A 25,224-nucleotide genomic window follows, 5' to 3' on the forward strand; every position below is an offset into this window, starting at 1 on the left:
GCCGGGCGAAGCGGAGCGGCAGCCCGGCGTAAGCCGCGCCCGGGTCCTGCTGCGGCACCCAAGGCAACCGGCAGAGCGCGCCGCCGCCGGCGGCGCGTCTTGATCCCATAGAGCCAGATTCGGCAGAAGATGCAAGGTAGGTTGAGTTGCAAGAGCTTGTTACCGATTGGGACCCGGATCCTCGGTTGGCTGAAGTGATCGCTGGTGTTGACGCTACTGACGTCGATCTTTTTCTGTTGCCAGAAAGGATTGCCGATAACGGTGATGGTCTGTATCCGGAAGACCTGGCTGGCTTACCGAAAACGGCCAGGGCTTCCGGGATTGATCTCCAATTTTCGCACCACGCTAATGCGCGACGTTACCTTGGCGAGTACACGGCAAGTGAAATCTGGTTGTCGATCGGCTTGGGTATTGTAGGTAACCTGTCTACCGACCTGATCAAGCTAATGTATCGCACGATCAGAATCAAGGCAAAGAAGCTGGCATTGGAAAATGATGTCGCCGTCGAGGAAGTCCCGGTCCGTTTGAAGATTGCAGCGGTAGACCTCGATGGCGAGAAGAGGCGCATAAGTGGAGTCGAGATAACTGGTCGCTCTGCGGCGGTTGAAGGTTTGCTTGACTCGCTTGTAGATTGGCCTAATCGCGAGAACCGAGGCAAAATCGAAGCCGGGGGCGATCAGCAGACGGTGGAACCTTGAGGATTCAGGGGCTGATTGTTCGCACTGACGTACCTTTGCCGCCTGCATCAGGGCCGGCTCGAACTAGCGCCTTGCTTTTCGATGGGATATCTGCCCTTCGTCAATCGATGGCGGCCTATGGTAGTGTCCTGATCGCGGTCGGTACCTGCCTCCCGGGTCGCCTGGCAGATATCCCCGAGGTTCCAGGTGTCGGCTGCGATATTCTGGGTGTTGCTAGTCCTGATTTGAAGACGCTGCACCTGCGCTGGTCGAAGATCAAAGCGCGGCTGCGTGCCCGGATCCGCGAGCTAGCCAATTTGGAAGAATATCGGCGGCTCGTACTACCAAAGGAACCTCAGTTTGAGGAGTTCTTCGAGCGATACTGGAGCCATCTTGAGGCTCACGCCCGGACGGCGTTGAGTAATGCTGTCGACGCATACAATTTCCTCGAAGATACCCCAGTAAATGATATTGCTCACCTGCACGCGCATTCAGTGGCAGCGCTTGTATGCGGAATTTTCGGGTGCGATGTAACTTTCCGAGAAGGCATATACTACGATTCATGCCCACTGAGCATAATGCATAATCGGTGGGGGTTTTCAATGGGCTTCACTGCGAAGCGTCTTTGTTCGATCTGTCAACTAGACATTGACGAGTGTTCGCATCTGCTCGATGAACTTTATGAGGTAGAAGTGGACAAAAGCAGTGGCAGGTGTAACGCTTGCGGGAGATACTCATGTCATCACATCGAAGCTGGCTTGATCCAGTGCTATCCGGCGCCGGTGCTCAGTGATATCGATCTACATGAGGTCAGTATGGTGAGTCGTCCTCGCGACCCGTTGGCGCGGCCTCAAGAAATAGAAATAAGCGAAAGTCAACTCAGGGCGATATTGGGTATTTATCCGGCGGGCGATGCCTTGAGTTGCTATCGATGTTTGGGGCCATGCTCGGGTTTTCATGATCCATGGCATGAGTCGCGATAAAGTCACTCATAGCGGCGTTGCTTCGGTCGCCAGATTAGGCTGGTTTGCGCTCAGACGGAGGGGTGCTGCGGCGCGGGAACTTCCGTCGCGAGGTGGACTGGAAGAAGCTTCTGGTCAAGGCCGGGTTGCCCGACGGCTTCCACTTCCATGATCTCCGCCACACCGGCAACCAGATGGCGGCGGAGGCCGGCGCGACCACGCGGGAGCTGATGCAGCGGATGGGGCAGAGCACCGCGCGGGCTGCGCTGATCTACCAGCATGCGACGAGCGCCCGTGACCGGCAGATCGCCGACGAGCTGAACGCACGGGTGGAGCGCTACCGGCAGGGCGGGAGCTAGTGGCACGGTAATGGCACGACAGCAGCGAGCGGCGGCCCTCAGAACCGGGGACCGCCGCTCGTTGTGTACTTTGACCTGCGAAGACAGTGAGAGCGGGCGACGGGAATCGAACCCGCACCACCAGTTTGGAAGACTGGGGCTCTACCATTGAGCTACGCCCGCATGCACCCGCATCGTACGGGCGCGTCTGCGAGTCTAGCGGCTCGCGCTAGAGTGATCGCACCGCCCCGGCCCTGGGGCGAACCGGGATGTGGCGCAGCTTGGTAGCGCATCCGCTTTGGGAGCGGAGGGTCGCAGGTTCAAATCCTGTCATCCCGACCACCATCGACCGGCCGGTCGCCCGTGTGGCGGCCGGCCGGAGTCGTGTCCGGCGGCGGGCACCGCGTCCGGCAGGCGCTTATTTTTCGTCACCGCCATCCTTAATTGTGTTCAACACGATTTCGTGAGGCATGAACAGAATCTCAGTGCGCCGCGTCAAGTGTTTACCTCGGTTACCTACTTCGCAGTACCGTTGAGATTTCCTCCTCCTTCACTTACTGTCCTCCAGCAGACCTGGGGGTGGTGCTTTTTTCCAACGGTGAACGAAGGACAGAATGGGCTCGATGACGGAATTGACGTTCGGCTGGATCACGCCCGTTCTGTCGTACGTCATGGCGTGCGTGGGAAGCGCACTCGGCCTCCGCTGCATGGTGCGAGCGCTTTCCGCGACCGGCCGTTCCCGCCGCCACTGGCTCGTCAACGGCGCCATGGCCATCGGCACCGGGATCTGGACCATGCACTTCATCGCGATGATGGGGTTCGGCGTCACGGGCAGCGAGATCCGGTACGACGTCCCGCTCACGGTGCTCAGCCTCCTGGTCGCCATCGCGGTCGTCGGCATCGGCGTGTTCGCCGTGGGCTACCTCGCTTCCAAGACCCTCGCCGTGCTCGTCGGCGGCGCCGTCGCCGGCCTGGGCGTCGCCGCGATGCACTACATCGGCATGGCCGCCATGCGGCTGTCCGGCAACGTCTCCTACGACCCCGGCGTCGTCACGCTGTCCGTCGCGATCGCGGTCGCCGCCGCGACCGCCGCGCTCTGGGCCACCCTCAACATCCACGGCAAGGCCGCCGCGGTGGGGGCGTCCCTCGTGATGGGCGTCGCCGTCAGCGCCATGCACTACACCGGAATGGCGGCGGTCAGCGTCGAAGTGCACGCCGGGCATTCCGTGACCAGTGGCGCCACCCCCATGCAGTTCGTGTTCCCGCTCACCGTCGTGCTGGGTTCCTACCTCTTTCTGACCTCCGCGTTCGTCGCGCTTTCCCCGGGTCCGCAAAAAGAACTGACGACCTGAGCGAACCGCGAACGAATTCCGCAATGGGAGAACCATGGCCGTGCGCCGAGAAAAGCATGCCCGCATTTCGCCGGCCCCCCGGCTCGTCGACCGCCTGACGCCGCGGTCCGTCCGCGCGAAGATCGTCGCGCTGCTGATGGTGCCGGTGGTCTCGCTGATGGTCCTGTGGGGCCTCGCCACGGTCTCGGCCGTGCAGACCGCCTGGAACCAGCGTCAGGTCGAGAAGTTCGACACCCACCTGACCGCCCCGGTCGCCGACCTGGTCACCGGCCTGCAGGCCGAACGCGCGGTCGTCGCCGCCCACCTCGCCGGCTCCGGTGACCTGCCCGCGCTGGAGCAGCGGTACGCCCAGACCCGCGCCGCGCTCACGACGCTGCGCGACGGCGTGACCCTGGTCGCCGCCGACCTCGCCGGCCTCGCGCCCGACCTGGACCGCCGCCTCGGCGACCTCGTCGCCGACGTGACCAGGCTGGGCAGCGCCCAGGGCGCGGTGACCGCCCGCCAGGCCGACTGGCGCGCCACCTTCGACGCCTACTCCGACGCCATCGATATGGCCTTCGCGGTCGAGGCCGCCCTCGCCGACGTCCACGACATCCCGGTCGCCCTGGCCGTGCCCGCCCTCGGCCGCGTCGGGGAGATGCTCGCCCGGCAGGACGCCGCGGCCCGCGCCGCGGCCGCCGGGCGCGCGAACGCCGAGACCTACCGCGCCTTCGTCGACGCGCTCGGCGGGCAACGCGTCCTCACCGCCGGTCTGCTGTCCGACCTGCCGGACACCCAGCGGGAAGCCCTCCGCGACATCACGTCCAGCGACTCCTACCGCGCCCTCACCGACGTGCAGAACACCGTGCAGGCCGACACCGCGGGCCGCGCCCTCGCCGCGACCGTCACCTCCGGCCAGTGGGCCTCCTCGCTCGACGCGGTCACGCGCGACCTCGCCGCCGTCCGCTCGGAGGCCGCCATCGAGGCCGCCGCCGAAGCGGACGACGCGGGCAGCTCGGCCCTCACCGAAAGCGCGGTGACCGTCCTGCTGGGACTCGCCGCGGTGCTGCTCGCCCTGCTGATCTCCGTGCGGATCGGGCGCGGCCTGGTGATCGAGCTGGTCGGCCTGCGCGACTCGGCCCTCGAACTGGCCAACCGGCGGCTCCCGCGCGCGATGCGCAGGCTGCGGGCCGGCGAGAAGATCGACCCGGACGCCGACGTGCCGGTGGTGCCGCCGAGCGACGGCGAGATCGGCCAGGTCGGCGCCGCGCTCAACGCCGTGCAGCGCGCCGCCCTGACCGCCGCCGCGGAACGCGCGGAGCTGCTCACCGGCGTGTCCGGCGTCTTCGTCACGCTCGCCCGGCGCAGCCAGTCGCTCGTGCACCGCCAGCTCAGCCTGCTCGACACGATGGAACGGCGCACCGAGGAACCCGCCGAGCTGGAGGACCTCTTCCGCCTCGACCACCTCGCCGCCCGCATGCGCCGCCACGCCGAAGGCCTGATCATCATGTCCGGCGCCGCCCCCGGCCGCGTGTGGAGCAAACCCGTCCCGCTGATGACCGTCGTCCGCGCGGCCGTCGCCGAGGTCGAGGAGTTCCAGCGCGTCGAGGTGCACCGGATGGCCGACGTCGGCGTCCAAGGCGCCGCCGTCGCCGACCTCACCCACATGATCGCCGAGCTGGTCGAGAACGCCACCTCGTTCTCCCCGCCGAACACCACGGTCCTGGTGCACGGCGAGGCCGTCGGCGCCGGGTTCGTCGTGGAGATCGAGGACCGCGGCCTCGGCATGGGCCCGGAGCGACTGGCCGAGGCCAACCGGCGGATCGCCGAGGCGCACCAGCTCGACCTGTTCGACGGTGAGCAGCTCGGGTTCTACGTGATCAGCCGCCTGGCCCGGCGCCAGGGCATCACCGTGACGCTGCGGCGCTCGGCCTACGGCGGCACGACCGCGGTCGTGCTGCTGCCGACCGCGCTGCTCACCCGCGCCGAGGCCACGCCCGCCGACGCCGAGGTCCCCACGGCCCGGTCGCGCCCGGCGCGGCGCCCCGAGCCGGCCCGGGAACGGGACAACGGACGGCACCGTCCGCCGCCGCGCCCGCCGGCTCCGCCGCGGCCAGAACCGGTGGTCGCCGAGGACGACGAAACCGGCGGTCTGCCGCGCCGCAAACGACAGGCGCACCTCGCTCCCGGGTTGCGTGAATCCGCGCAGGACGAAGCCGCGGCGCCGCGGACGTCGCCCGACGAGGCCCGCGCCACCATGTCCGCCCTGCAGCAGGGATTCACCCGCGGACGCAACGGATGACGACGAGAGGGGTAGCGGTGGACACCACCGATAACAGCAGGGAGCTCGCCTGGCTGCTGGACGAGCTGGTGGGCAACGCGCCACGGGTCCGGAACGCGCTGCTGCTGTCCAACGACGGCCTGGCGATGGCCACTTCGACGGGGATGACCCGCGAGGAGAGCGAGCACCTCGCCGCGGTGTCGTCGGCCCTGAACAGCCTCGCGAAGGGCGCGGGCAGGCAGTTCGACGCCGGCGCGGTCCGGCAGACGATGGTCGAGCTCGACGGCGGGTTCCTGTTCGTCATCGCGGCGGGCGGCGGGACCTGCCTGTCGGTGTTCGCCGAAGCAGGCACGGACATCGGACTGGTCGCCTACGAGATGGCGCGGCTCGTTTCGCAGGTGGGTGAGCACATGTACACCGCACCGCGGCTGGACCGGACAGGCACGTGAGCGACTGGTACGGCGACGAGTCCGGCCCCATGGTCCGCCTGTACGCGCTGACCAGGGGCCGGGCCCGGCCGTCCGCCGACTTCCTGGACATCATCGCGCTCGTCTCCGCCCGCACGCGGCCCGAGCACGACCTCACCCTGAGCCCCGAGCAGGCGGTGATCCTCCAGCTGTGCCAGGCGCACACGCTGTCGGTCGCGGAGATCGCGGCCCGCGCGAACCTGCCGCTCAACGTCACGCGGGTGCTGCTGGCGGACCTGCTGAACGGCGGGCACATCGAGGTGACCCGCCCGGCGCCGGCCGCCACCGGGCCGACCGATCGCATCCTGAGGGAAGTGCTGAATGGACTCCGTGCGCTCTGAACCACTGCCCGCGCCTGCGAAACCCTTCACCGCGTTGAAGATCCTCATCGCGGGTGGGTTCGGCGCGGGCAAGACCACGATGGTCGGGGCCGTCAGCGAGATCCAGCCGTTGCGCACGGAGGAGTACCTGACCGAGGCCGGTGCCGGGATCGACGACGCCGAGGGCGTGGAGCAGAAGACGACCACCACGGTCGCCATCGACTTCGGCCGGATCACGTTCGACGAGCACCTCGCGCTGTACCTGTTCGGCACGCCGGGGCAGGACCGGTTCTGGTTCTTCTGGGACGACATCGCGCAGGGCGCGCTCGGCGCGGTCGTCATCGCCGACACGCGCCGCCTCGAAGACTGCTTCCCGGCGGTCGACTACTTCGAGCGGCGGGAGACGCCGTTCGTGGTGGCGGTGAACTGCTTCGCCGGATCCCGCCAGTACCGCGCGAACCAGGTCGCGGCCGCGCTCGACCTCGACCCCGGCATCCCGGTGGTGCTGTGCGACGCGCGGAACCGGGAGTCGGCGAAGGAAGTGCTGATCGCGCTGGTGGAGCAGGTGCGGCGGGGCAGGCACCGCTGAGTTCGGCCGGGACCGACACGACCGGTTCCTAGCGTGGCGGCGTGAACACCGCAACGGACGAGCACGTCGTGATCAACCCGAAGATCCTGTACTTCGGCACGCCCGTGGTGCTGCTGTCGACCGAGAACGCCGACGGCAGCGCCAACCTCGCGCCGATGTCCTCGGCGTGGGCGCTGGGCCACGTGGTCGTGCTGGGGCTGTCCGCCGCCTCGCACACGGCGGCCAACCTCCGCGCGCGCCGGGACGTGGTGGTCAACCTGCCCGGTCCGGAGCAGTGGCGGGCGGTGGAGCGGCTGGCCCCGCTCACCGGCGCGGACCCGGTGCCCGCGCACAAACGCGGCACGTTCCGGCACGAGGCGGACAAGTTCGCGGCGGCCGGGCTGCGGCCCGTGAACTCGGACCTGGTCCGGCCGCCGCGGGTGGCGGACTGCCCGATCGCGCTGGAGGCGCGGGTGGCCGAGGTGGGGGAGGGCTGCGGCGGCGGGTTCGTGGTGGTGCAGGCGGAGGTGCTGCGCGTGCACTGCGATCCGCGGCTGGTGGTGCCGGGGACGCAGCACGTGGACCCCGGCGCGTGGAGCCCGCTGATCTACAACTTCCGGCACTACTTCGGCCTCGGGCCGGAGCTGGGGCACAGCTTCCGCTCGGAGACGCCGCGCTAGGTGGCTGGGGCGGCCTGGGTGGTGGGGTTGCTGTTTGGGGGAGGGGCGGCTTTGTGGGGCTGTTGCTTGGGGGAGGGGCGGCTGTATGGGGGGTTTGTGGCTGCGCGGGGTCGCCGGGGCCGCAGCCTGCGGCTGGGTGGTGGGGCTGCCGTTCCGGGGAGCGGCGGCTGCGTGGCGGACTGCGGCTGGGTGGTGGGGCTGCCGTTCCGGGGAGTGGCGGCTGTGTGGGGGCTTGTGACTGGTGGCCGGGCTGCTGCGCGGGGGAGTGGCGGCTGCGTGGGGGCCTGCGACGGGGTGGCCGGGCTGCTGCTCGGGGGAGGGGCGGCAGCGTGGCGGCTTGTGACGGGGTGGCCGGGCTGCCGTTCGGGGGACGGGCAGCAGTGGTGGCTGGCGGCTGGGCGGCGGGGCTGCGGCTCGGGGCAGGGGCAGCAGCGCGGCAGCCAGCGCCCGGGCGGCGGGAGCAGCCGCGGCAGGTGAGCGGCGGGCAGGATCAGCGCGCCCGAGTCACCACAGTCAGGAGCCCTGCTCGCGGCGGGCGCGGGCCCGGCGTTTGCCCTCGTGCATCGCCTGCACGCGGGCGATCGGGATGGTGCGGCCGTGCTCGACCAGCTCCTCCGGCAGCTCCTGTGGGTCCGGCAGCGACTCGGTCCACGGGTCGCCCGAGTCCAGCAGCCGCAGGGCCTCCCGCAGGGTGAAGTCGCCGGGGTGCACGTTGTCCAGGTCGCTCCACGGCACCGGGAACGACACCGGCAGACCGGGCCGCACCCGCGGGCTGTAGACCGACACGACCGTGGCGCCACCCGCGCGGGTCGAGTCGAGGAAGACCTTGCCCTCGCGGTCCTCGCGGATGAACGCCGTCGTCGCCAGTTCCGGGTCGAGCGCCTCGGCCCGCGCGGCCAGCGCCCGGGTGGCCGCGGCGGCCTGCTCCGCGTCGGCGCCGCGCACCGGCACGAAGATGTGCACCCCCTTGGAACCGCTGGTCTTCACCGCGCCGGCCAGACCGCAGTCGTCCAGCGCGCGGCGCACCAGGTGGGCCGCGCGCACCGCCAGGTCGAAGGCCGCCGAGCCCTCCGGCGGGTCCAGGTCGAGCACCAGGTGCGTCGGCTGGTCCAGGTGCCCGGCGAGGCCCAGCGTCGGGTGGTACTCGATCGCCCGCTGGTTGCCGAACCACAGGAGCGTGCGGCGGTCGTCGCACAGGGCGTAGGTCACCTGCCGGTGCGAGCTTTCGGCCCACATGCTCACCCGCGGCACCCACTCCGGCGTGTACTTCGGCAGGTTCTTCTGCATGAACGCGTCCTGGCCGCGCAGCACCCGCACGACCGACAGCGGCCGGTCCCGCAGCGCCGCGATCATCCGGTCGGCGACCGCGTCCAGGTAGTCGACCAGATCGCGCTTCGTGGCGCCGGCATCGGCGAACAGTGACTGGTCGAGGTTCGTCAACGACACGCCGTCCCGCACCTCTGCGCTGCTCATGGCCCCACTCTTGCCGATCCGTGTCGTCCAGGCCACCCCTGGCCGGGTTTGCCGCCACCCGCGCAGGGGTAGCGATTCCCCGTGGACATGGGTGAGCGGTACCGGCTCGAGGAGCGGATCGGTGGCGGTGGCAGTGCCGACGTGCACCGCGCGTGGGACCGCGTCGCCGAACGCGAAGTCGCGATCAAGCTCTTCCACGCCGGCTCGACACCCGCCCAGCAGCGGCGGCAGGCGCAGGAGTTCCGCATCCTGGACCGGTTGCGGCACCCGGCTCTGGTGCCGCTGTACGACTCCGGCGTGTGCGACGGGCGCGCGTTCTTCGTGATGCGGCTGGTGCACGGCCCGACGCTCGCGGACCGCATCGCCGAGGGGCCGCTGGCGGTGGACGAGACGATCGAGCTGGGCGCGCGGCTGGCGGACGCGCTGGCCTACGTGCACCACGCGGGGATCACGCACCGGGACGTCAAGCCCGCCAACATCCTGCTCGGGCCGGACGGGGCGGTGCTCGGTGACTTCGGCATCGCGCAGGGCCACGACAGCACCCGCTTCACCACCACCGGCACCGTCGTGGGCACCGCCGCGTACATGGCGCCCGAGCAGGTGCGCGGAGAACCGGTCGGGCCGGCCGCGGACGTCTACTCGCTCGGGCTGGTGCTGCTGGAATGCCTGTCCGGGCGGCGCGAGTACCCCGGGTCGCTGACCGAGTCCGCGGTGGCGCGCCTGCTGCGCCCGCCCGCGGTGCCGGAGGGCCTGCCACCGCACTTCGCGGACCTGTTGCGGCGCATGGGGAACCGGGACCCGCAGGGGCGGCCGACGGCGCGCGAGGTGGCGGCCGTGCTCGGCGGGGTCACCCGGCCGCTGGTGCCGCTGAAGCCGAAGCGGCGCCTCGGTGTCGCCGCCGGGATCACCGGCGTGGCGGCCGCGGCCGCGATGGCGTTCACCCTGCTGAACGGCTCCACCACGGAGGCTCCGGCCTCGGTGCCCGCACCCACCGCTCCGGCCCCCGCGCCGGTGGCCGCGCCGCCGCCGGTGACGAGCGAAACACCCGCCCCGGTGGCGAAAACCGCTCCGGCGAGCCAGAGCGAGGAGGCTCCCGCGCCGGCGAAGGGCCGGAAGGACGACAAGGGCAAGGGCCAGGACAAGGGCAAGGGGCCGGACAAGAAGCCCGGCAAGGACAAGTGAGGCGTCAGACCGCCTTGCTCATGTGCACCAGCGCGCCGTCGAGGAACGGCTCCTCGCGGTCCACCCGGTAACCCAGCCGCCGGTAGAAGCGGATGTTCTCGGTGAACAGGGCGTTCGTGTAGAGCCGCACGCCGGGCAGGCCCATCGACTGGGCCAGCAGGTCGGCGTGCCGCATCAGCAGCCGCCCGTAACCGGCGCCCTGCGCGGACGGCCGCACGGCGACGTTCTCGATCAGCAGGTGGTCCACCGCCGGGATCATCTCGATCAACGCGACCAGTTGGTCGTCGTCGTAGAGCAGGTCGATGTGGTGAGCGGTGACGGCCTGCCGGTAGTCCGTGCGCATCGGCAGGGGTTCGCGCCGGATGAGGTCCACCCACTTCGCGTACGCGGCGTGGACGAGTTCCCGGATCGCGTCGGCGTCGTCGGGCGTCGCGCGTCGGAAGAGGTACTTGTGCGGCATTTCTCCTCCTTCGCGGCCGGGCGGTTGCCCGTGGGCCTCGGGGGTACCCGGTGGCCGCACGAACAGCCGAGTATCAGGAGAGCGTATGGCGCAGCACGCCGGACTCCGGGACCTCGCCGCCGCGGGTCGCGCGGAGGCCGACGCCTACCGGGGGAACCACGACCGTCCGCTGGGCGGCTACCTCGTCGTCATGCTCGTGTACACCTCGCTCGTGGCGACGGCGGTGCTCGCGGCTCTGCTCACCGGCCGGAAGTTGCCCCGTGACCTGCGGGTGTCCGACATCGCCCTGATGGCGATGGGTACCCACAAACTGGCGCGCACGATCAGCAAGGACGCCGTCACCAGCCCCCTGCGCGCCCCGTTCACCCGATACGCTGACACCGGCGGGCCTGCCGAGGTGATGGAGGAGGTGCGCAAGCCCTCCGGGCTGCGGCACAGCCTCGGCGAGCTGCTCAGCTGCCCGTTCTGCCTCGACATGTGGGTGGTGACCGGGTTCACCGTCGGCCACGTCTTCGCGCCCCGGGTCACGCGCCTGGTCGTGGCGGCGATGGCCGCTCTGACCGGCGCCGATTTCCTGCAGCTGGCCTACGCGAAGGCGCAGCAGATCGCCGAGGGCTGAGCCCGCCGGGTGTCGCGGAGGAGGAGCAGGGGTACTCGCACCGCGGACAGGAGGTGCGATGACTGAGCTGATGACCCGGGAAGACGCGGCCATCGAGGTCCGCGACCCCGCGAGCGGTGAGCTGGTGGGACGCGTGCCGAGCGCGACCGCGGAAGAGGTCGCCGAGGCGGTGCGCGCGGCGCGGGCGGCGTTCGCGGGCTGGGCGCGGACCGCGGCGGGGGAGCGGGCTGCCGCGTTGAAGGCCGCGGCGGCCGAGCTGCGCGAGCGGGCCGACGAGCTGGCCGCGATGAACAACCGCGAGACCGGCAAGCTGCCGGACGAGGCACGCGAAGGTGTCCTCGCCGGTGCGGGGACCCTGGAGCAGTACGCGGAGCTGGGGCCCGCCCACCGCGGGCGCAGCCTGCAGGGCGGCTGGGACGCGACGGACCTGATGGTGCCCGGGCCGCGTGGCCTCGTGGTGGCGCTGACGCCGTGGAACGACCCGGTCGCGGTCGCGTGCGGGCTGATCGGCGCCGCGCTGGCGACGGGCAACGTCGTCGTGCACAAGCCGAGCGAGCGGTGCCCGCACGTGGGGCGGATGCTGACCGAGCTGATCGCGCGGCACCTGCCCGCGGACGTGCTGGTCTGCGTGGACGGCGACGGCCGGGTGGGCGCGCAGCTGGCGGAGTCCGCGGACGTCGACGTGATCGCGCACGTCGGCAGCACGGCGACCGGCCGTTCGGTGGCGGTGGCCGCGGCGCGGACCGGGGCGAAGGTGCTGCTGGAGAACGGCGGCAACGACGCGCTGATCGTCGACGCCGGTGTGGATCCGAAGTGGGCGGCCGGGCAGGCCGCGCTGGGGGCGTTCGCCAACGCCGGGCAGATCTGCGTGTCGGTGGAGCGGATCTACGTGCACCGGTCGGTGGCCGATGAGTTCCTGGACGCGCTGGTGGCGGAGGCGCGCAAGCGACCGTCCGAGGTGCCGATGGCGCCGCTGGTGGACGAACGGCAGCGCGAGCACGTGCACTCGCACGTCGAGGACGCGGTGGCGCAGGGCGCGTCGCTGCTGGCGGGCGGGACGTTGCCGGACGGGCCGGGCGCGCACTACCCGGCGACCGTGCTGGCCGGATGCACGCCGTCGATGCGGGTGCTGAGCGAGGAGACGTTCGGGCCGGTCGCGCCGGTGCGCGTGGTGGACAGCTTCGACCAGGCGCTGGAAGAGGCGGCCGACGACCGGTACGGCCTCACCGCGACGGTGCTGACCGAGTCGATGGCGCACGCGCAGCGGGCGTGGCGGGAACTGCCCGTCGGGACGGTGAAGGTGAACAACGTCTTCGGCGGCGCGCCCGCCGGGGCGGCCCACCCGCGCAAGGCCAGCGGCGAGGGGTTCGGCTACGGGCCCGAGCTGCTCGACGAGATGACCGTGACGAAGGTCGTCCACATCGGACCGTCCGGCGGCCGGGCGTGAACGTCCGGTCCCGCCCTCTCCCCGGGGGCGGGACCGGAACGCGTGTCAGCGGGTGGCGAAGACGTACGGCTTGAGCGGCGGCTCCGCCGGCACCCGGCCGTGCAGGGCGAGCTGCTCGGCGATCACACCGGTCAGCGCCGCGTAGTCGGTCGCGAACCGCACTGGATCGACTCCGGGCATGAACAGCTGTCCGCACGTTTCGCGGGGCACGCGTGCGGGGTCGGCCGGACCGGGATGCGTCAGGGCGTCCATCGCGATCGCGTACGCCGTCGGGTCGTAGGTGCCGACGGCGAGGTGCTCTCCGGCCACGTTCGCCGGGCACACGTCCTGGACGGCCACGTTGGTGATCCGCCCGCCCCCGCCGCGGAGGCTGGTGGTGCCGCTGTCGTCGAGGTTGGGCTGGACGAACTCGTCGGTGCGGGTGTAGACCGCCGTGTAGGAGATGCCAGGGAAGGTTTCCTGGCCGGAGTTCATCGCCCTGGTGTAGGCCGAGTTCAGCGTCTGCTGCCACAGCGCGGGTGCGCATCCGAGGACCGGCGGGCACATCGCGTTGATCACGACGCTGCCGTGGTTGGTCGCCCCGAGTCCGACGTAGTCGTCGACCATCGGCCGCAGGTCGGGCCAGAACCGCAGCGCGAAGCGGGGTTCGGTGCCGCCCTGGCTGTGGCCGACGACGTCGACCTGGCGTCCGCTGATCCGGTGCACGTGCCGGATCGCGTTGACCACGTACTCGGCGGAGACCTGGGCGTCGGACATCGCCTGGTCCGGCAGGGTCACCGCGCAGTAGGGCCTGCCGAGCCGGTCCAGCGCCCGGAACCAGTTCCAGCCGAAGTCCTGCTGGGGGGTCAGGGTCGTGCCGGGCACGAAGAGCACCACGTCTTCGGTCGCCACGGCGGCGTTCGCCGTGCAGGTGATGCTCTTCGCCAGCTCCGCGGCGGGCACGGTGAGCTCCGGTCCGGGGCGGTCCACCGGCGCGAAGGACGGTGCGGCGGCCGCGGGCGCCGGCACGGCGATGGCTGCGGCGATCAGGGCTGCCGCGAGAACACGGTGAAGGCGCATCGTTGCTGCCTTTCTGTCCACATCGGATCCACTTGGGGTGCCGGGAACGATAACCGTGCGCCGGCGTCGGTGCAACACATTCAGAAATGTTGCAGCCCGCGTCCCCTCGACGTAGAGTGCCGGTGTGAGCACAGACGTGTCCTGGAGCAGGCTGGCGTCGGACGCGGCGCTGGAGTCCGCGCGCCGGGAGCCGTTCACCAGGCTGTCCCGCGAGCTCTACGCGGGACAGGAGAGCCGTCACGCCGGGCCGCGTCAGGCTCTGCGGGCGGCGCGCCGCACCTTCCTCGCCGGTGAGCGGGTCGACATGGGGGCGCTGGCCGCGGAACTCGGGGTCGACCGGGCGACCCTGTTCCGCTGGGTGGGCAACCGCGACGAGTTGCTGTCCGAGGTGATCTGGTCGCTGTGCCTGCCGACCTGGCAGGGCGCCGTCCGCGGCGCCGAGGGGACCGGGGTGGCCCGGGTCGTGTCGGTGTTCCACGCCTTCAGCGGTGCCATCATCGACGCCGGGTTCTTCCGGGCCTACCTCCGCCGGGAGCGCGACCGCGCGCTGCGGCTGCTCACCACCCGGGCCGGTGTGCACCAGACCCGCGTGATCGCGCTGTTCGAAGGGCTGCTCCGCGCCGAGGAGGCCGATTCCGGTCTGCGGCTGCCGCTGCCCGCGCACGACACGGCGTACGTGATGACCCGCATCGCGGAGTCGTTCATCTACGCCGATCTGATCGTCGGTGAGGAACCCGACGCGGCCAAGGCGGCCGCCGCCGTCGCGGCTCTGCTCGGCCCGGCCCAGTCCTGAGTGGACAACGGCCTACGCGGATTTGCGCGGCTTCAGCGACACCGGCCGTCGCGCGCCTCGCCGGTCGGCGGGATGACCGTCACGAAGGCCGTCCACATCGGACGGTCCGGCGGTCGGGCCGGTCAGGCAGGCACGCGTCCGAGAGCCTCGGCCAGCTGGGCGCGGTAGGCGGTCAGCCGGCCGGGGCGGTTGCCGGTCAGCGCGCCCACCAGCTCGCCATCCCGCCGGTAGGCGATGTCGAGTCTGCCGCCGTCCGGGTCGTTTTCGTGGACCTCGACGGTGTCGGCGAACGCGGGGAAACCCACGGCGCGGAGCCGGACGCCGTAGAGGTCGGACCAGAACGACGGCACCGGGCGGTAGGTGGCGGGATGGGCCGGGTCGAGCAGGGTCCGGGCGGCCACCTCGGCCTGTTCGACCGCGTGTGTCCAGTGGCCGAGCACGGCGCCGTCCGGCCCCGCCCACGGGTGTGGCCACCGGGCCACGTCTCCCGCCACCACGATGCCCGGCACCGGCGTCCCGTCGATGCCGAGCGCTCGTGCGTGGTGGTCGCAGACGAGACCGCGGTCGATGCGCAGGCCCGCGCCGGCGAGCCATCCGGTGCGCGGCGACGCGCCCAGTGCCACCACCGCGAGGTCGGCCGCCACCCGGGTGCCGTCCGACAGGATCGCGCCGGTCAGCCGGTGGCCACCGGTGAACGAGCCGACCCGCGTGCCCGTCCGCAGGGACACCCCGGCCGCGCGGTGCAGTGCCGCGACGAACTCGCCGGCGACCGGCCCCAGTGCGGAGCGCAGCGGCTGCGGCTGCGCTTCGACCAGCTCGACGGACGTCCCCCGGCCCCGGGCGGCGGCGGCCAGTTCGCCACCGAGGAAACCGGCTCCGACGACCAGCAGGTGATCGCCGCCGCCGAGCCGGTTCCGCAGGGCCCGGGCGTCGTCCAGCGTGCGGAACACCCCGACTTCCGGCGGATGCGTTCCCGGCCAGGGGTTCGGCGCGGCGCCGGTGGCGACGACCAGGCCCGTGTAGGGCAGGACGTCGCCGCCGTCCAGTTCGACGGTGCGGCTCGGCACGTCCAGCCGGCGGGCTCGCCGTCCGAGCACCCAATCGATCCCGAGCCCGGCGGCCGGCAGTGCCGCCGCGGACTCGTCCGCCGTCGCGGCGAGGAGCTCCTTGGACAGCGGTGGCCGGTCGTAGGGGAGATGCGGCTCAGCGCCGACGACGGTCAGGCGCCCCCGGTAGCCGTGGCGGCGGAGTGCGGCGCACGCGCGCTGGCCCGCCAGGGACGCGCCCACCACCACGATGCCCGCGTCACCGGCGGTCATGCCGCCGGTCTTCCGCTGCCGGACGGGCCGACGGTGATGGCGCGCACCGGGCAGGCGGACGCCGCCCGGATCACGTCCGCACGCCGTTCTTCCGGCGGGGAGGGCGAATAGCGGAGCTGGTCGTCGTCGTCGAAGGAGAAGACGTCCGGCGCGCCGAAGACACATTGGCCGTGGCTCTGGCACACCGCGAGGTCGACGTGTACTTGCACCGTGACCGTCCTATGAGGCAGTGGGGAGGGGAGGGTTGAAGCGGGAGAAGGCAGGTGCGCTCCAGCGGAGGCGACTGGCGCTGGGAATCTCGACCACGGCGCTGACGGTGAAGTCGACGACCCGTTGCGCCCCCGGCAGGGAGCCGGCCGCGGCCGGCCCCCAGTCGGTGCGCGCCGTTCCGGTGAGCTGCAGGGTCGTGCCCGTGGCCCAGTCCTGGAACAACAGTCCGGCGGCCGGGTTGACCTCCAGGTTGCCCAGCGTGTTGAACATGGCATTGCCGACGTAGTCCGGCCAGCGCAGCGTGGTGTCGGACAGCACCTGGACGAAGCCCGGGTTGCCGCCGCGGTGTGAAGCGTCGGCGTCGCCGTCCCGGTCGGCGGTGGCGACGAAGAACGTGTCGGCGCGGCTGAGGAGTTCCCGCTGGTCCGGCGACAGGGCGGACGAGGTGACCGGTTCGCCGGGCGCGGCCTGCTCCGGGTGCGGTTCCCGCTTCTGGATGTACTTCGGGCAGTTCGCGTAGACCTGCTCGAGCGCGACCCGCAAGCCGCCGGCGACCGGTGTGCTGCGGCCGTTCATCCGCATGCGGCGCCGGGAGGACGCCTCGATCGCGAGCATGCCCACCGGTGCGGGTTCGCCGAGCCGGGAGCGCAACGGGTCGCCGGGCGCCGGGAGCGCCGCGACGGCGAGCGTGGTGTCGTCCTCGGCCCGCAGGAACCCCGGCGGTCCGGACAGGAGTGTGGCCCAGACCCGGCCCTCGGCGTCGGTGGCGCCGAGCACGAGCATGACCTGCCGGGCGAGGAAATCCCGGGCCACCGCCGGGATCGCGTGCTGGATCGCGCGGGCGGAGAACCCGCCCTGGTCGAGGAGGCCGGAGCGCCGCTGGGCGGCCCGTTCACCCTCGTGGTAGACGTCGACCGCCACAGCGGCCTCCTTTCAGCGCGGAATCAGGGTGCGGATCAGAAGAAGCCGCAGGTGGGCGCCTCGCCGCTGGGGGCGGCCGCGGTCTCGGCGCCGCTCGGCGCGTAGATCTCCAGGCGGATGCCGTCCGGGTCGGTGAAGAAGATGCCGCCGGAGCTCATGCCTTCCCCGTGCGGCACCACTCCGTCGTAGCGGAACTCGGCACCGAGTTCGCGCAGCACCGACTCGGCCGCTCGCACCTCGTCGATCGAGTCGACCTGGAAGGACAGGTGGTGCAGCCCGGCCGAGGACGCCGGGAACGGCGTCTCGCTCTGCTGCCACAGGGTCAGCACCAGCCGCCCGTCGCGCCCCAGGAAAGCCCAGCGCCGCTCGTCGTTCCCGCTTTCCGCCTGCACCTGGAACCCGAAAACCCGGGTGTAGAACGGCACCGCGCGCTCCAGGTCCGTCACGTTCAGACCGACGTGGCCGGTCTGAACGGCGCTGATCGTGGCAGTTGTCATGAGCTTCCTCCTCGGTGGGGTCTAACCGTCTTAATGAAGTTAGACGGTTAGACGATCCAGTGTCAACCACCTATCGGGAGATGACCGGGTAGACTCGGCTCGTGCCAGACCCCCGTCCGCTGACCGGCGAGCCGCTGTGCCTCGATCTGCTGAACACGTACTGGATCGGCGAGAACGGCCCCGAGGACCTGCTCGACTCCACCGACGGTGTGGGCGTCTGGCTGCACTCGGCCGGCCTGGCGGACCGGGCGGTCGCGAACGAGGCGACGCGCGGCGCCCTGCGTGAGACGCGGGAAGTTCTCCGGGCCCTGGTCGACGGCGAAGCCGGGCGGGACGCCGCTCGCGAACTCAACCTGATCCTCGAGCGCGGGGCGCTGCGCTACCGGCTCGGCGCAGCGGGGCCGGAGGCGCGTGGCACAACCGATGATCCGGCCTGGCTGCCTGCCTGGCTCGCCGCGACGGACTACCTGGGACTCGTCGACGGCAAGCCGGAGCGGATCAAGCGGTGCGCGGCGCACCCGAAGTGCGTGCTGCACTTCTACGACACGACCAAGAACGGCACCCGCCGGTGGTGCTCGATGGCGGGGTGTGGCAACCGGGCGAAAGCCGCCCGGCACTACGAACGGGAGCGAGCCGGGTCCGGCTGAGGCCGGGGCGGCTCACGCCGATTCGCGCAGTTTCAGCGACACCGGTAGCACCTGCCGCCGCGGGCGGATCGTTTCGCCGGCCAGCAGGGCGGTCAGCGTGGCGACCATCTGGCGCACTTGGGCGGCCGGGTCCTGGTGCACCGTCGTCAGCGGGGGGTTCATCGCGGTGGCCAGCGCCGGGTGGTCGTCGAAACCCACGACCGCCACGTCGGCGGGCACGCGGCGGCCCGCGGCGCCCAGTGACTGCAACACGCCCGCGGCCATCACGTCGCTCGCCACGAAGACCGCGTCCAGGTCTGGTTTCCGCGCGAGCAGCCGGTCCATCGCGTCGCGGCCGCCGTCCAGCGTGAAGTCCGCCTCCTCCGCCAGGCCCGCCGACTCCAGCCCCGCGTCGGCCAGCGTCTTGCGCCATCCGGACAACCGGTGGACCGCCGCGGTCTGGTCCTGCGGGCCGGCGACCGTCGCGATGCGGCGGCGGCCCAGCGAAACCAGGTGCTCCACCGCGAGCCGCGCGCCGGACTCGTTGTCGAAGTCGATCACGTGCACGCCACGCGCCACCCCGCCCGCCGGGCCGCCGAACACGACCGGCAGCCGCAGCAGCCGCAGCGCCCGCGGCAACGGGTCCGCCTGGTGCGGCGCGAACACCAGCGCGCCGTCGACGTGCCCGCCCTCCAGGAAGCGCAACGTCCGCGCCAAGTCGTCCCGGCCGTCGCAGAACATCAACACCATCTGCGCGCCGGACGCCGCCAGCTCCCGGTACCCGGCGCGCATCACCGCGGTCCGGTACGGATCGCCGAGCACGACCTCCTCCGGCTCGGACAGCACCACCGCCACCGCGCCCGTCCGCCGCGTCACCAGCGACCGCGCCGCCTGGTTCGGCGAATAGCCCAGATCGGCCGCCGCCGCGCGCACCGCTTCCCGGGCGCGCGCGCTGACGTTCGGGTCGTCGTTGAGCGCCCGGGACGCTGTCGAGCGCGAGACCCCGGCGAAGGCGGCCACGTCCTCCAGCGTCGGTCGGCCGTCGTGGTTGCCGTGTGCGGTCACCGGGTCACCTTCCGCCATCGATGGGAGCGCTTCCAACAATAGCGCATCTTGACACGGCGGGTGACTAGGGACACACTCAAGCCCGTTCTGGGAGCGCTCCCAAAATCTCCCTCCCTGGAACCCCACGAGTTAGGGAATCGACGTGCGACATCTTCACAAGGGCGTGAGCTTCGCGATCGGACTGGCGGTGCTGGGCGCGAGCCTGGCCGCCTGTGGCGGCGGCTCGTCCGGGACGTCCGGCGACGGGCGGATCGAGCTGTCCATCGGCACCTTCACCGAATTCGGCTACGAAGACCTGATCACCGAGTACGAACGCCTGCACCCCAACATCAAGATCACCCACCACAAGACCGGCGAGGGCGGCCCCTACCACCAGAACCTGATCACGAAGCTGGCCGCGGGCAACGGGCTGGAGGACGTGGTCGCGGTCGAGGAGGGCCACTTCTCCGACATCATCGACAAGTCGTCCAAGTTCAACGACCTCACCGAGATCGGTCCCAAGGACGTGACCCCGGACCGGTGGCTGAACTGGAAGTACGAGGCGGGCAAAGACTCCGACGGCCGCCTGATCGGCTACGGCACCGACATCGGCCCGCTGGCCCTGTGCTACCGCAAGGACCTGCTGCAGGCCGCCGGTCTGCCGTCCGATCCCGAGGGCGTCAAGTCGCTCTTCGCGACCTGGGAGTCCTACTTCGCGGCCGGCGACCAGTACGTGCAGCGCACCGGTGGCAAGGCGTGGTTCGACGCGTCCTCGCAGCTGTACAACTCGATGGTCAACCAGCTCGAAACCGGTTACCTGGACCGCAACGACAACCTCACCATCGAGACGAACCCGGGCATCAAGGCGGCCTGGGACCGCATCACCGGAGCCATCCAGCGCGGCCAGTCCGCGAAGCTCATCGCGTTCGGCAACGAGTGGAAGACCGGGTTCCAGCAGGGATCCTTCGCCACCACCGTGTGCCCGTCGTGGATGCTCGGCGTGGTCGAGGAGAACGCCGGTCCCGGCAACGCGGGCAAGTGGGCGGTCACCGACGCGTTCCCCAACGGCGGCGGCAACTGGGGCGGCTCGTACCTGACCGTGCCCAAGCAGAGCCAGCACCCGAAGGAGGCCGCGGAGTTCGCGGCGTGGCTGACCGCGCCGGAGCAGCAGCTCAAGGCGTTCCAGGCGCGCGGCAACTTCCCGAGCCAGACGCAGGCGCTCACCTCGCCGCAGCTGCTGCAGCAGACCGAGCCGTACTTCGGCGACACCAAGGTCGGCGAGCTCTACTCCGAGCAGGCCAAGAAGGTGACCCGCGCGCAGTACAAGGGTCCCGGCGACGGCCAGATCCAGGAGAACGTCACCAGCCCGGCGCTGCAGGCCGTCGAGCAGGGGACACCACCCGGCCAGGCCTGGCAGCAGGTGGTCAACGAAGCCAAGAAGATCGTGAAGTGAGCGCAGGGGGAACGGGCCGATGACCACTGTGGCCGAAAAACCACCGCGGCAGGACGTGCCGCCGGAACCGGTGAGACCGACGCTGCGGCAACGGTTGTCGCGCTGGGACGTCAGGTTTTCGCCGTACCTCTACATCGCGCCGTTCTTCGTGGTGTTCGGCCTGACCGGCCTGTTCCCCCTGCTCTACACGGGTTACGTGTCGCTGTTCGACTGGGAGATCGGCGACGACGACCCGAAGTTCGTCGGGCTGGAGAACTTCGTGACGCTGCTGGGCGACGCGCAGTTCTGGAACGCGGTCGTGAACACGATCTCGATCTTCGTGCTCTCCAGCGGGCCGCAGCTGGTGATCGCGATCCTGCTCGCGGCGCTGCTGTCGCTGCGGCTGCGCTTCCCGGCGAGCTGGCGGGTCGGGATCCTGCTGCCCTACTCGGCCAGCCTCGTCGCGCTCGGCATCATCTTCGCGAACTTGTTCGGCCCGCGGTACGGGCTGGTCAACGCGATGCTGGAGGCGGTGGGGCTGGACCGGGTGGAGTGGCAGGCCAACCGGTTCGCCAGCCACCTGGCGATCGCGACGATGGTCAACTGGCGCTGGACCGGCTACAACGCGCTGATCGTGCTGGCGGCGATGCAGGCGCTGCCGCGGGACGTGTACGAGGCGGCGGTGGTCGACGGGGCCGGCGCGGTCCGCCGGTTCTTCTCCATCACGCTGCCGATGCTGAAGCCCACGCTGATCTTCGTGGTGGTCACCTCGACGATCGGCGGGTTGCAGATCTTCACCGAGCCCAAGTTGTTCGACGCGATGCCCGGGTCGAACAACGGCGGTTCGCAGCACCAGTTCCAGACCCTGACCCTGTACCTGTACCAGTCGGCGTTCGAGGGCTTCGACCTCGGCTACGCCTCGGCGATCGCGTGGCTGCTGTTCCTGCTGATCGTCCTCATCGCGCTGGTCAACTTCCTGATCACCCGGCGGGTCGCCGCGACGACGGGACTGAAACGATGACCACACTGAGATTCCCGCGCGGGCGCGGCGGTTCGCGCTTCTTCGTCTACGCCACGCTGATCGCGTTCGTCGCGGGTTCGCTGTTCCCGTTCTACTGGTCGTTCCTGGTGGCCAGCCGCGACACCGGCATGCTGTCGGACCACCTGCCGCCGCTGCTGCCGGGCGGGAACTTCTGGGCCAACGCCGTCCGCGTGTTCGACGCGGTGCCGTTCTGGAAGGCGCTGGGCAACAGCGTGATCGTGGCAGGCACGGTGACGCTGACGACCGTGCTGTTCTCCGCGCTCGCCGGGTTCGCCTTCGCCAAGATGCGGTTCCGCGGCTCGAACGGGCTGTTCGTGTTCATCGTGGTGACGCTCGCGGTGCCCACGCAGCTGGGCGTGATCCCGCTGTTCATCATGATGTCCGAGCTCGGCTGGGCCGGGCACCTGCAGGCGGTGATCGTGCCGAACCTGGTCACCGCGTTCGGGGTGTTCTGGATGCGCCAGTACATCGTGGACGCCGTGCCGTACGAGCTGATCGAGGCCGCGCGGGTGGACGGGTGCAGCGTGTTCGGGACCTTCGTGCACGTCTGCCTGCCCGCGATCCGCCCGGCGGCCGCGGTGCTCGCGATGTTCACGTTCATGATGTCGTGGAACGACTTCCTGTGGCCGCTGATCGTGCTCGACGCGGGCAACCCCACCGTGCAGGTGGCGCTGGAAAAGCTGCAGAGCGGCCACTACGTCGACTATTCGCTGGTGCTGGCCGGGACCACGCTGGCGACCATTCCGGTTCTGATCGTCTTCCTGCTGCTCGGGCGCCAGATCGTGTCCGGGATCATGCAGGGCGCGGTGAAAGGGTGAGCATGTCGGTTCTGGGTGAAGAGGTCACCGCCGGGCTGGAGTTCCCGCCCGGGTTCGCGTGGGGGGTCAGCACGGCGGCCTTCCAGATCGAGGGGGCGACCACTGTGGACGGTCGCACCGACTCGATCTGGGACGCGTTCTGCCGTCGTCCGGGCGCGGTCGCGGGCGGTGACACCGGAGAGCCTGCCGCCGACCACTACCACCGCTTCCGGGACGACGTCGCGCTGATGGCCGAACTCGGGCTCGGGGTGTACCGGTTCTCGCTGGCCTGGTCCCGGGTGCGCCCGGACGGCGGCGCGGTCAACCCGGCGGGGCTGGACTTCTACGAGCGGCTGGTGGACTCGTTGCTGGAGCGGGGGATCACCCCGTGGGCGACGCTCTACCACTTCGACCTGCCGCAGGCGCTGGAGGAGCGCGGCGGATGGGCCGCACGCGACACCGCCCACCGGTTCGCCGAGTTCGCCGCGTCGGCCGCCGAGCGGCTGGGCGACCGGGTGCCGTTCTGGTCCACGCTGAACGAACCGTGGTGCTCGGCGTTTCTGGGCTACGCCAAGGGGATCCACGCGCCGGGCAGGCAGGAGCCGCGCGCGGCGGTCGCGGCGGCGCACCACCTGCTGCTCGCGCACGGCCTCGGCCTCGCCGAGATCCGGCGGCACGCGCCGCGGGCGCAGGCGGGCATCACGCTGAACCTGTACCCGGTGCGGGCGGAGGACCCGTCGTCGGCGGCGGACCGCGACGCGGCGAGGCGGGTGGACGGGTTGCAGAACCGGCTGTTCCTCGACCCGGTGCTACGTGGGCGGTACCCGGAGGACCTGCTGGCGGACCTGGAGCCGTTCGGCCTCGGCGCCTGCCTGCGGGACGGGGACCTGGCGCTGATCGGGGCGCCGATCGACCAGATGGGGATCAACTACTACCGCGGCTACGAGGTCACCGGCACGCTGCGGCCAGGGGTCGAGCCGGGCGGGCTGGAGTGGGTTGGCGCGGACGGGATCGGGTTCGTGCCCGACACGGCGGCGTCGGTGACGCACTCGGGGTGGTTCGTGCAGCCGGAGGGGCTGACCGAGACGCTGGTGCGGGTGCACCGCGAGTACCCGGCGGTGCCGTTGTACGTCACGGAAAATGGCGCGGCCTACGACGACTCGGTGCGGCCGGACGGCTGGATCGACGACGTCGAGCGGGTCGAGTTCCTGGCCGCCCACCTGCGGGCGGCGCACGCGGCGCTCGCGCAGGGGGTCGACCTGCGGGGGTTCTCGTACTGGTCGCTGCTGGACAACTTCGAGTGGGCGGAGGGGTATTCGAAGCGCTTCGGGCTGGTGCACGTGGACTACCGGACGCAGGTCCGCACGATGAAGCGCAGCGCCCACTTCTACGCCGACGTGATCCGCGACAACGCGGTGCCGCCGGTCCGCGGGTGACGGGTGCTACGTCTCGTCGGTGAGCAGGCGATGCTGCTCCACGAGCCACGTGTCGAACTCGACGGACGCGTGGATCCAGGTGGCGGTGGTGGTCACGAAGTGCTCCACCGTGACGCCGGCGCCGATCAGCATCATCGCCTCACCGACCAGCGTGACCGCACCGTCGTCGCCGGTGTGGCTGTACACCTTCGGCCACAGCGTGCGGCGGTTCCAGTCGTCGAGGAGTTCCAGGAGGTGCGGCTTGGCCTCGATCGCGTGGCGGCGGTCGTAGAAGGTGCGCACGGCGAAGGTCCGTCCCTCGTCCGCGCCGCGGAACACGAAGTACATCCGGAAGTGCTCCCACGGGGCGCCGAGATCGCCGTCCTCGTCGAGGCCGTACTCCAGCCCCATCTCCTCCAGCAGCCGCTCGACGAAGGCCTGGTCGGGAACGACGATCTCGGTGGTCATCCGGAGATCCTGTCAGGCGGGGGTGACCGTGGGCAGCGGGGTGGTGGTCAGGTCGGGCAGGGCGGGCGCCAGGTCGGCCATCAGGGCGGTCGCGTTGTCGTGGCCGCCCGCCGCCAGCGCCGCGTCCACCAGCGCCTGCGCGCTGTTCGACGGCACGCGCAGCAGCTCGGCCATCGCGGCGCGGGTCAGGACCTTGTGGACGCCGTCGCTGGTCAGCAGCAGCCCCGCGGGACCCATCGCGTCGGCGTGGCCGAACTCGTCCGGGCGCGCCGTCCGCACGCTGGTCGTGACCAGGTGCTCCATCCTGGGGGTGGGCACCTGGCCGCGGTCGCGGAAGTACTGCGCGAGCGTGTGGTCCCTGGTCAGCTGCCGCAGCGAGTCGCCGTTCCAGGCGTAGGCCCGCACGTCGCCGACCCACCCGACGCCGTAACCGCCGTCGACGGGCGTCGCGACCACCAGCACGCAGTCGCCCGCCGGCTCGGCGCGGACCGCCCGCTGCGCCGCGGCCAGCGCGGCGGCAGGCCCCTGCGACGCGGGCACCTGGACGGCGGTGGCGACGGCGACCTGGGCGGCCCGCGCGGCGCTCGCCTCGTCGCCGACGCCGTCGGCGAGGGCGAACACGACCTCCCCGGTGCTCGGGTCGGTGTAGGCCGCGGTGGCGTCGGCGTTCACCGAACGCGGGCCGCGGGCGGTCGCGGTGGCCCACACGGGGCTGGTGGTGAGGCGGTGCATGGTGGCCTCCTTCGTGCTGTTATACCTCCACTGTCGACCGCCCGCCTGTGCTCAGGCTGAGATC

The 25,224-nt window shown here is 70.9% G+C and carries 27 protein-coding genes and 2 tRNA genes; 18 read left to right on the top strand and 11 right to left on the bottom strand.

The genetic code is table 11. The features are described 5' to 3' along the window. Positions 1–185: 185 nt before the first annotated feature. Both ABZ193_RS31510 and ABZ193_RS31515 read left to right on the top strand, forming a co-directional pair. Positions 186–698: a hypothetical protein gene (locus tag ABZ193_RS31510; RefSeq protein WP_354712493.1), complete on the top strand. Its 513-nt coding sequence runs from the start codon at positions 186–188 to the stop codon at positions 696–698. A 1,054-nt stretch (positions 699–1,752) separates the two neighbouring features. Next, on the top strand, positions 1,753–1,998 hold the full coding sequence (locus ABZ193_RS31515) for a hypothetical protein (RefSeq protein WP_354712494.1): 246 nt from the start codon (positions 1,753–1,755) through the stop codon (positions 1,996–1,998). 91 nt (positions 1,999–2,089) lie between these two features. Here ABZ193_RS31515 and ABZ193_RS31520 read toward each other — a convergent pair. After that, positions 2,090–2,160 (bottom strand) — tRNA-Gly (locus ABZ193_RS31520). 82 nt (positions 2,161–2,242) lie between these two features. Between ABZ193_RS31520 and ABZ193_RS31525 the strand changes: the two genes are divergently transcribed. The 7 genes from ABZ193_RS31525 to ABZ193_RS31555 all read left to right on the top strand — a co-directional run bounded on the left by ABZ193_RS31525 (position 2,243) and on the right by ABZ193_RS31555 (position 7,624). Next, positions 2,243–2,319, top strand: a tRNA-Pro gene (locus ABZ193_RS31525). 281 nt (positions 2,320–2,600) lie between these two features. Beyond that, on the top strand, positions 2,601–3,329 hold the full coding sequence (locus ABZ193_RS31530) for an MHYT domain-containing protein (protein ID WP_202961422.1): 729 nt from the start codon (positions 2,601–2,603) through the stop codon (positions 3,327–3,329). A 40-nt stretch (positions 3,330–3,369) separates the two neighbouring features. Next, positions 3,370–5,610 carry an ATP-binding protein gene (locus ABZ193_RS31535; protein WP_354712495.1) on the top strand — a complete coding sequence of 747 codons (2,241 nt, stop codon included), beginning with the start codon at positions 3,370–3,372 and terminating at the stop codon, positions 5,608–5,610. 17 nt (positions 5,611–5,627) lie between these two features. After that, on the top strand, positions 5,628–6,038 hold the full coding sequence (locus tag ABZ193_RS31540; RefSeq protein ID WP_237339519.1) for a roadblock/LC7 domain-containing protein: 411 nt from the start codon (positions 5,628–5,630) through the stop codon (positions 6,036–6,038). After that, positions 6,035–6,397 carry a DUF742 domain-containing protein gene (locus ABZ193_RS31545; protein ID WP_020418244.1) on the top strand — a complete coding sequence of 121 codons (363 nt, stop codon included), beginning with the start codon at positions 6,035–6,037 and terminating at the stop codon, positions 6,395–6,397. The genes ABZ193_RS31540 and ABZ193_RS31545 overlap by 4 nt, the downstream gene beginning before the upstream one ends. Then, complete coding sequence (locus tag ABZ193_RS31550) at positions 6,387–6,965, top strand: ATP/GTP-binding protein (protein WP_255346846.1); 579 nt, start codon at positions 6,387–6,389, stop codon at positions 6,963–6,965. The genes ABZ193_RS31545 and ABZ193_RS31550 overlap by 11 nt, the downstream gene beginning before the upstream one ends. A 41-nt stretch (positions 6,966–7,006) precedes the next feature. Then, on the top strand, positions 7,007–7,624 hold the full coding sequence (locus ABZ193_RS31555; RefSeq protein ID WP_354712496.1) for a flavin reductase family protein: 618 nt from the start codon (positions 7,007–7,009) through the stop codon (positions 7,622–7,624). A gap of 513 nt (positions 7,625–8,137) precedes the next feature. Here the strand turns inward: ABZ193_RS31555 and ABZ193_RS31560 are convergent. Beyond that, positions 8,138–9,097: an ATP-dependent DNA ligase gene (locus ABZ193_RS31560; protein ID WP_020423288.1), complete on the bottom strand. Its 960-nt coding sequence runs from the start codon at positions 9,095–9,097 to the stop codon at positions 8,138–8,140. Positions 9,098–9,184: 87 nt separating this feature from the next. Between ABZ193_RS31560 and ABZ193_RS31565 the strand changes: the two genes are divergently transcribed. Next, positions 9,185–10,279 (top strand): serine/threonine-protein kinase, encoded by a 1,095-nt coding sequence (locus ABZ193_RS31565; protein ID WP_354712511.1) that lies wholly within the window; start codon positions 9,185–9,187, stop codon positions 10,277–10,279. Between the two features lie 4 nt (positions 10,280–10,283). Here ABZ193_RS31565 and ABZ193_RS31570 read toward each other — a convergent pair whose 3' ends face one another. After that, complete coding sequence (locus tag ABZ193_RS31570) at positions 10,284–10,739, bottom strand: GNAT family N-acetyltransferase (RefSeq protein WP_237339515.1); 456 nt, start codon at positions 10,737–10,739, stop codon at positions 10,284–10,286. An 85-nt stretch (positions 10,740–10,824) separates the two neighbouring features. On the opposite strand from ABZ193_RS31570, the gene ABZ193_RS31575 reads away from it, so the two are divergent. Both ABZ193_RS31575 and ABZ193_RS31580 read left to right on the top strand, forming a co-directional pair. Continuing rightward, complete coding sequence (locus ABZ193_RS31575) at positions 10,825–11,358, top strand: DUF1360 domain-containing protein (RefSeq protein ID WP_237339514.1); 534 nt, start codon at positions 10,825–10,827, stop codon at positions 11,356–11,358. 58 nt (positions 11,359–11,416) lie between these two features. Beyond that, positions 11,417–12,805 (top strand): aldehyde dehydrogenase family protein, encoded by a 1,389-nt coding sequence (locus ABZ193_RS31580; protein ID WP_354712497.1) that lies wholly within the window; start codon positions 11,417–11,419, stop codon positions 12,803–12,805. A gap of 45 nt (positions 12,806–12,850) precedes the next feature. On the opposite strand, the gene ABZ193_RS31585 is transcribed toward ABZ193_RS31580, so the two are convergent. Further along, positions 12,851–13,864 (bottom strand): alpha/beta fold hydrolase, encoded by a 1,014-nt coding sequence (locus ABZ193_RS31585; RefSeq protein WP_354712498.1) that lies wholly within the window; start codon positions 13,862–13,864, stop codon positions 12,851–12,853. A gap of 124 nt (positions 13,865–13,988) precedes the next feature. Between ABZ193_RS31585 and ABZ193_RS31590 the strand changes: the two genes are divergently transcribed. After that, on the top strand, positions 13,989–14,657 hold the full coding sequence (locus tag ABZ193_RS31590; protein WP_354712499.1) for a QsdR family transcriptional regulator: 669 nt from the start codon (positions 13,989–13,991) through the stop codon (positions 14,655–14,657). A gap of 122 nt (positions 14,658–14,779) precedes the next feature. On the opposite strand, the gene ABZ193_RS31595 is transcribed toward ABZ193_RS31590, so the two are convergent. From ABZ193_RS31595 to ABZ193_RS31610, 4 genes are read right to left on the bottom strand one after another with little or no spacing between them, the layout of a single operon-like run. Then, positions 14,780–15,976 carry an FAD/NAD(P)-binding oxidoreductase gene (locus ABZ193_RS31595; protein ID WP_354712500.1) on the bottom strand — a complete coding sequence of 399 codons (1,197 nt, stop codon included), beginning with the start codon at positions 15,974–15,976 and terminating at the stop codon, positions 14,780–14,782. Then, on the bottom strand, positions 15,973–16,185 hold the full coding sequence (locus ABZ193_RS31600; protein ID WP_020423296.1) for a ferredoxin: 213 nt from the start codon (positions 16,183–16,185) through the stop codon (positions 15,973–15,975). Before ABZ193_RS31600 ends, ABZ193_RS31595 begins: the two co-directional genes overlap by 4 nt. 10 nt (positions 16,186–16,195) lie before the next feature. Beyond that, a complete protein-coding gene (locus tag ABZ193_RS31605) occupies positions 16,196–17,107 on the bottom strand; it encodes a pyridoxamine 5'-phosphate oxidase family protein (protein ID WP_237339510.1) in 912 nt (303 codons plus the stop codon). Between the two features lie 35 nt (positions 17,108–17,142). Then, positions 17,143–17,604, bottom strand: coding sequence for a VOC family protein (locus ABZ193_RS31610; RefSeq protein ID WP_237339509.1), 462 nt, complete (start codon positions 17,602–17,604; stop codon positions 17,143–17,145). 101 nt (positions 17,605–17,705) lie between these two features. Here ABZ193_RS31610 and ABZ193_RS31615 point away from each other — a divergent pair, with 101 nt between their 5' ends. Beyond that, the gene (locus ABZ193_RS31615; RefSeq protein ID WP_020423299.1) at positions 17,706–18,251 is read left to right on the top strand and encodes a CGNR zinc finger domain-containing protein; all 546 of its coding nucleotides are present in this window, start codon (positions 17,706–17,708) and stop codon (positions 18,249–18,251) included. 12 nt (positions 18,252–18,263) lie between these two features. On the opposite strand, the gene ABZ193_RS31620 is transcribed toward ABZ193_RS31615, so the two are convergent. Continuing rightward, on the bottom strand, positions 18,264–19,313 hold the full coding sequence (locus ABZ193_RS31620; protein WP_354712501.1) for a LacI family DNA-binding transcriptional regulator: 1,050 nt from the start codon (positions 19,311–19,313) through the stop codon (positions 18,264–18,266). A gap of 124 nt (positions 19,314–19,437) precedes the next feature. Here ABZ193_RS31620 and ABZ193_RS31625 point away from each other — a divergent pair, with 124 nt between their 5' ends. The 4 genes from ABZ193_RS31625 to ABZ193_RS31640 are packed head-to-tail and all read left to right on the top strand — an operon-like array spanning position 19,438 to position 23,981. Beyond that, positions 19,438–20,727, top strand: coding sequence for an ABC transporter substrate-binding protein (locus tag ABZ193_RS31625; protein WP_027936664.1), 1,290 nt, complete (start codon positions 19,438–19,440; stop codon positions 20,725–20,727). Between the two features lie 19 nt (positions 20,728–20,746). Beyond that, positions 20,747–21,727: a sugar ABC transporter permease gene (locus ABZ193_RS31630; RefSeq protein WP_020423302.1), complete on the top strand. Its 981-nt coding sequence runs from the start codon at positions 20,747–20,749 to the stop codon at positions 21,725–21,727. Next, entirely contained in the window at positions 21,724–22,566 is an 843-nt protein-coding gene (locus ABZ193_RS31635; RefSeq protein ID WP_020423303.1) for a carbohydrate ABC transporter permease, read from the top strand. The genes ABZ193_RS31630 and ABZ193_RS31635 overlap by 4 nt, the downstream gene beginning before the upstream one ends. 2 nt (positions 22,567–22,568) lie before the next feature. Beyond that, entirely contained in the window at positions 22,569–23,981 is a 1,413-nt protein-coding gene (locus ABZ193_RS31640; RefSeq protein WP_354712502.1) for a GH1 family beta-glucosidase, read from the top strand. Between the two features lie 6 nt (positions 23,982–23,987). On the opposite strand, the gene ABZ193_RS31645 is transcribed toward ABZ193_RS31640, so the two are convergent. Together ABZ193_RS31645 and ABZ193_RS31650 are read right to left on the bottom strand one after the other, a co-directional pair. Continuing rightward, positions 23,988–24,428, bottom strand: coding sequence for a YbjN domain-containing protein (locus ABZ193_RS31645; RefSeq protein ID WP_020423305.1), 441 nt, complete (start codon positions 24,426–24,428; stop codon positions 23,988–23,990). Between the two features lie 12 nt (positions 24,429–24,440). Beyond that, positions 24,441–25,160 (bottom strand): serine/threonine protein phosphatase, encoded by a 720-nt coding sequence (locus ABZ193_RS31650; RefSeq protein ID WP_354712503.1) that lies wholly within the window; start codon positions 25,158–25,160, stop codon positions 24,441–24,443. Positions 25,161–25,224 lie beyond the last annotated feature (64 nt).

The sequence above is a fragment of the Amycolatopsis sp. NPDC006125 genome (assembly GCF_040614195.1).
Classification (GTDB): Bacteria; Actinomycetota; Actinomycetes; order Mycobacteriales; family Pseudonocardiaceae; genus Amycolatopsis_E; species Amycolatopsis_E tucumanensis.